This is a genomic window from Gemmatimonadota bacterium (assembly GCA_026706845.1).
Lineage (GTDB): Bacteria > Latescibacterota > UBA2968 > UBA2968 > UBA2968 > VXRD01.
Genome location: JAPOXY010000042.1, coordinates 1 through 5,394 on the forward strand (window position 1 = coordinate 1; position 5,394 = coordinate 5,394).

General features: G+C 47.1%; 9 protein-coding genes. 1 reads left to right on the forward strand and 8 read right to left on the reverse strand.

All coding sequences use genetic code 11. The features are described from left to right. Nucleotides 1-229: 229 nt before the first annotated feature. From OXG87_04350 to OXG87_04385, 8 genes are all read right to left on the reverse strand, one after another. The gene (locus OXG87_04350; GenBank protein MCY3868764.1) at nt 230-604 is read right to left on the reverse strand and encodes a PIN domain-containing protein; all 375 of its coding nucleotides are present in this window, start codon (nt 602-604) and stop codon (nt 230-232) included. Next, on the reverse strand, nt 591-827 hold the full coding sequence (locus tag OXG87_04355) for a type II toxin-antitoxin system Phd/YefM family antitoxin (protein MCY3868765.1): 237 nt from the start codon (nt 825-827) through the stop codon (nt 591-593). Before OXG87_04355 ends, OXG87_04350 begins: the two co-directional genes overlap by 14 nt. Before the next feature lie 150 nt (nt 828-977). Next, nucleotides 978-1,241, reverse strand: coding sequence for a hypothetical protein (locus tag OXG87_04360; GenBank protein ID MCY3868766.1), 264 nt, complete (start codon nt 1,239-1,241; stop codon nt 978-980). A 511-nt stretch (nt 1,242-1,752) separates the two neighbouring features. Further along, the gene (locus OXG87_04365) at nt 1,753-1,959 is read right to left on the reverse strand and encodes a hypothetical protein (protein ID MCY3868767.1); all 207 of its coding nucleotides are present in this window, start codon (nt 1,957-1,959) and stop codon (nt 1,753-1,755) included. Between the two features lie 32 nt (nt 1,960-1,991). Continuing rightward, nucleotides 1,992-2,327: a hypothetical protein gene (locus OXG87_04370; protein ID MCY3868768.1), complete on the reverse strand. Its 336-nt coding sequence runs from the start codon at nt 2,325-2,327 to the stop codon at nt 1,992-1,994. A gap of 81 nt (nt 2,328-2,408) precedes the next feature. Then, nucleotides 2,409-3,026 carry a class I SAM-dependent methyltransferase gene (locus OXG87_04375; protein ID MCY3868769.1) on the reverse strand — a complete coding sequence of 206 codons (618 nt, stop codon included), beginning with the start codon at nt 3,024-3,026 and terminating at the stop codon, nt 2,409-2,411. Between the two features lie 11 nt (nt 3,027-3,037). Then, nucleotides 3,038-4,438 carry a DEAD/DEAH box helicase family protein gene (locus tag OXG87_04380; protein MCY3868770.1) on the reverse strand — a complete coding sequence of 467 codons (1,401 nt, stop codon included), beginning with the start codon at nt 4,436-4,438 and terminating at the stop codon, nt 3,038-3,040. A 65-nt stretch (nt 4,439-4,503) separates the two neighbouring features. Further along, the gene (locus OXG87_04385) at nt 4,504-5,133 is read right to left on the reverse strand and encodes a hypothetical protein (protein ID MCY3868771.1); all 630 of its coding nucleotides are present in this window, start codon (nt 5,131-5,133) and stop codon (nt 4,504-4,506) included. A 136-nt stretch (nt 5,134-5,269) separates the two neighbouring features. Between OXG87_04385 and OXG87_04390 the strand changes: the two genes are divergently transcribed. Then, nucleotides 5,270-5,394: TetR family transcriptional regulator (locus OXG87_04390; GenBank protein MCY3868772.1), on the forward strand; the 125-nt coding region annotated here is incomplete at its 3' end.

Here is a 5,394-nt window from a genome sequence, read left to right on the forward strand (position 1 = left end):
GCTTTAAGATCATAATCCTCGACATCGTGAATCAAAACAACGACATCATGTTCGCAAATCATTTTTCTCCTTTTGCTACCGTTTCAATTATCCTTCCAAACAAAAAGTGTAGCAACAACGCCATTTTGTCAACCGCATTTCAAAATATCTCGCGTTGCCTGCGACGGAAGCAATGTACAACAACGTCAGTATAGCAGTTCAATATGCCTTAGTGACATTCAGTGAGGTTCTACCACACAGCATGTTCAAAGTGTGTTAAAATGGTTTGATCTTTTGTTACGAGTATATTGTCATTCAACCCCGCTTGTGCCACGATGATGCGGTCAAAGGGATCGCGTGTCCAGGAATACTGTTGAGCACACTGGACAATTTGATAGAAATTTTTATCACAGACGTTAAGTCCTATTGCCTCTGATAAGGCGGAAATAACCGTTTGAGGTTTTGGAGTAATGCGTTTGATCTCGAGCAGATATTGCAATTCTAAACTGACGATCGGAGAGACATAAATGTCATTTTCATTAATGCCAGATCTGGCATTTTCGCTCAATTTTTCGGTTTGACCAGCGTATAACCACACCACAACATGGGTATCAAGGTAGATCAAGATTCACCTCCTTGTCCCATGTGATATGAACCAGATCCTCAGGATCGCCTTTAATCACCTGCTTCCTTTTTCGCAAGTTCTGAAGTTTGTCTATACTCTCGATCGGCGCAATAATGAGTTTTCGATCTCCTTTATTGATTTTGACGGGCACACCCGTATTCAAGATCTCATCCAATATCTGGTAGATATTTCCTCGCAATTCGGTCGGCGTAATTGTTTTCATGTCACACTCCTGGACAAATAGACCATTTCACGACAGACTATAAAAATCAAAATAAACAAAAAAGCGTACGTGTCAATATTTAATACGTACGCTTTTATCTTACAGCTCAGTTGTCCCGTATTTCAAAATATCTCGCATTGGACGCTACCATCAGGCATTGAACACTCCCATCACTTCCCGAATATGTGGGGCCTGATCTCTATGCGGAAAAACACAGGGGCGATCGAGCAATGTCGCTTGCACGACTCGTTTGCCTATAGTGCCTGACGATGGCAGGTGTTTGTTCAGCAATATGAGTAATTGTTCGAGGTGTTCGTAGTGCGTATTGCCGAGCACACGGACGATCTCAAGTTCGCTTCGGCCTGAATACGGTATATTAACCGCTCTGTCTATTTCAGGAAAACGCTGTATCATATCATGAACGTTTTGAGTGATTGGATAGCTTAACATTTCTTGACCTCTACGGATATAAACCTATAAATGTGAATAATTTCAGACATCACCAAAAAACGCGATTTATGACCCTTCCTTGCCAAAGGCATTGACAAAGATCAGAAAATCGCCAAATCCAATCGTGCCATCACCATCCAGATCGTACTTCGCATCATACTATTTATCGCCACGACTTAATCCAAATTGGCTTGCAAAGAGCAAAAAGTCACTCAAATCAACCCGTCCATCGCCATTAAAGTCTGACGTAAGAGCCTCAAGCTGTAATGTCACGCTGGTATTATTGAGTGTCACCTCCTCACGTTGCCCCTGCGACTATGTGCAGTTTTGATCCCGGTTGAAATGACATCAAATGTGAAATCCACATAAAAAAATAAAAAATAAAAACAGGCCTTCTCAACATTCCTTTAATAGCAAAGCCTCTGGGACTGAGATCAGGAAGCAGCAACCGACCAAAATACTACTCATCTATTTTTTAATCAGCATCTATTTTTTCAAAAGATGCAAAAACACGTATTCGACTGATAGAATTAGCCGCTTCTAAATTATCTACTTTAATTTCAAAAGTGCCTGAAATTTCTTTCGGAACTGATGGGAGAATAACAAATTCAGAACCAATTCCAAGGTTATGTCGCGCAATCTCTAATTTGTTAGCATCCCAAAACCGAAGACCATAATTCACTCGTAATCTTTTTCCCGTTTCATTATACCAGTTTATTTTATATGCCCTTTCACTACAATCATTCCTACCTCTCTTCGCATTTCTGCTACTTTTCCCATTAACTCTCTATGAGATATAAATCTCCAAATCGCGTCATTGCAAATCTCGCGCGCGTCAACTTTCCAACATCCTATCTCTTCTTTGCGAAGTTCAGTATTTAATCCTGACTGTAATTTTCCACACCCAAACACAGCAAACAAGAACAGAAGTGAAATCCCAAAATTCCATCTCCATTTTTGGAAATCAGGTATCACTTTCTTCTGGTAGAAAAGGAACCAAATTGCAAGTACTATGCCTAAAAATTTTCCAACAAAAATCGTCAGGTCCATCATCTCCACCTTGTTAAAATGGTCTCTGTTTCATACACTTCTCGCTTCTCTATCCGCTTCATATTAGCAATGTGGAATACATCAAGATAGCTTAATGGCAATGAGGTGCGACTTTTGCAGAGGCAAAATACAGGTCATATAATCGGGAGCCTCATCCAGGCGACGCTTAAAAGCGGCCCAATCCGGATCCCTGTACCATTGTTCCACCGCAGACCAGCCATCGACAAAGATGAAAGCCCCTGGCACCAGGCGGCTTTCCAGCATATCGAACATAGGCGCAAAGGCGTGCAGGCCAAAATCAACAAAAACGAAATCCACGCGATCGGGAAGAGCAGCGATAAAAACATCACCGGTACTTGTATGACACGCCACCAGATGATCCAGCCCTGCGGCTCGCAAATTGCTTCGGGCCGCCGCAGTTTTTTTGGGCATCTGATCCAGGGTAAAAACGCGGCCTCCCGTGTGCTGCGCTGCCGCGGCCAGATGCAAAGTGGAATAGCCGTGCGACGTGCCAAATTCGACCAGCGTTCTCGCCCGTTGGTGAACCGCGGTAAGACACAGATACTGTGCCACCTCTGGGCTGGCAGCCTTGAGGCGCAGCGGATCGGTAGAGCCAACTCGACGTTCCTCCTGGTCTCGGCTGTGAAGGTGATCAACAAGCACCCGTTGGGCTGGCGTAAAGAGATCTTCAATATGCACAGCGTCTCCTTTCAGAACATCTCTCGTTGCTTCCCATCGTACGCATCGTGTTGCCTGCGGCGGCGGGAAATGCGGTCTTCAACCGTATTGCGGGAGATCACTTCATAGAGAATGGCGTGTTTGCCTTCGCGGCGGCGCAAAATACGCCCCAATCGCTGGACGTGTTCGCGGATAGTACTCGTCCCCGAAAGCACAACCGCGACATTGGCCTCGGGCACGTTGACCCCTTCGTTGAGCACGCGAGAAGTGACAAGCGCGAGAATATCTCCCTGATTAAAAGCTTTGAGGATTTCCCGGCGCTCCTTCGTGCGGGTCTGGTGCGTGATGGCGGGAATGAGAAATTGCTCTGAAATCGTATAAACAGTTTCGTTGTCATTGGTGAAAATCAACATGCGGTCACGCGGGTGTTTTTTCAACAGATCTTCCAGCACGCGCAACTTAGCGGTTGTGCCCAGCGCGACTTTTCGATAGCGGCGATAGGCGAGCATTGCCCTCCTGCCATCGCTGGAACGAGCCGAGAGGCGCACGAAATTTTGCCATCCAGAAGCACTGCCCAACCGCAAATTCTTGGACTCCAGAAAAGCGCTGAATTGCGAACGCGCGGCTTCGTATTCAGCGCGCTCTTCAGCAACCATATCGACTTCTATGCGCTCTGTATTGTACTCAGAGAGATAATCGCCAGACAGGTCGCGGATACCCTTTTCATAAACGGTAGGCCCCACGAGGTCGCGCAGCATAAGATGGCGACCATCGGGACGTTCAAGCGTAGCTGTAAGCCCCAGGCGATAAGGAGCAATAGAAAGCTCTGCACCGTGGGAATAGGACTCGCCGGGCAAGTGATGGACCTCGTCAAAAACGAGAAAGCCAAAGCGATTACCGTAGCGATCCATGTGCATATACGCACTGTCGTAAGTCGTTACGGTGAGATCTTCAAGCTCGTGATAGCCCCCACCCAGGATGCCGATATCGCATGAAAAAGCGTCTTTGAGCAAGTCATACCACTGATTCATAAGATCAATCGTAGGCGCGACAACAAGCGTACTGCGGGCAACTTCTGCAATACCCATCAACGCCAGAAGCGACTTGCCCGACCCCGTGGGCAGAACAACCACGCCGCGATATTGATTTGATTGCCAGGCGTCAAAAGCTTCGGCCTGATGAGGATGTGGGGTATGTTCGCGGTTGAAATTGAGCTTGAGGCGATTGTAGCGCGGGACCACATTTTTTATCCCAACATCCCGATCTTGCAGTGCTTCAACAAGATCGCGATACCGATGCGCCTGAGCGCGCCAGCGTCCCACGCGGCTATCCCATACAAATGGAGATGGCGGTTCATAGTCCGCTGGCGGATCCAGAAGGACGAGCGTGCCATCGTCGAACGCGAGGCGCATGTCGGGAGGTGGGGATGGCAAGATCAGTACCTCGGAGGATGGGACTGGCAGGAGGTGAGAACCAGCCCCCAGTCCCTCATCTTTAACTACGGTCTCGCCAACCGAATGGCGTGATCAGCGGCGGTGAGATAGGGAAACGATTCGTCGAGAAAGGCTTTGAGAAGTGTGTCTGCGTTCAGGTCTGATGTATCGATCTGAAATTTCTGCTTAAAAAATGATTTGCGAAATTCTTCGTGAAATGCCTCCTGTACCTCTTCGATATCCGATTCGGGCACAAGGGGAAAATCGTGTGGATCGTCTTTCATGCGCTGTTTGATAACCTCGGGGCTGGCTGTGAGATGCACCAGAATAATATCTTTGGGCATGTCTTTTTCCCATGCCTGGGGATTTTCGACCGGGCGCGCCAGATCGGGATAGTAATAGCGTTGACCGTACACCATTTCCTCAATGTGGAAACCCGTGAGCAAAACGTGCTGGTAATTGTGTACCAGGCGCACGTGATAGGCGATTTGAAAACGCTGAAAACGCTCTTTGATGGGCGATGGCACTTCGTTCATAGCCTTTTGATCTGCGGGATTTGTAAGGGTTTGCTGATCCGGAACGGAAAAGTGATCGTCCATGTGATGGCGAATACCGCGCTCCATGCCCCATTTTTGAATGGCTTGAACCAGCGTGGTTTTGCCCGTGTATTCCGTGCCAATTGCAATGACGCGCATGTGAAGCTCCTTGTTGAAAAGTAGGTTTGGATAGACTATATTTAGTTTTGGAACAGCCCATATTATCAATTTACAAAATTTAAAGCAAAACAAAAAAGTGACGCAGACTTATCGAATCTATCGTAAAAGGCATATCATGGGACGCACAAGCGATGCAAAAGAGCGGCTGATACAGGCTGCGATGGATCTATTTTTTACGCGCAGTTATACCGATGTGGGCGTGCAGGAATTGTGCAAAGCTGCCGGGGTAAAAAAGGGGAG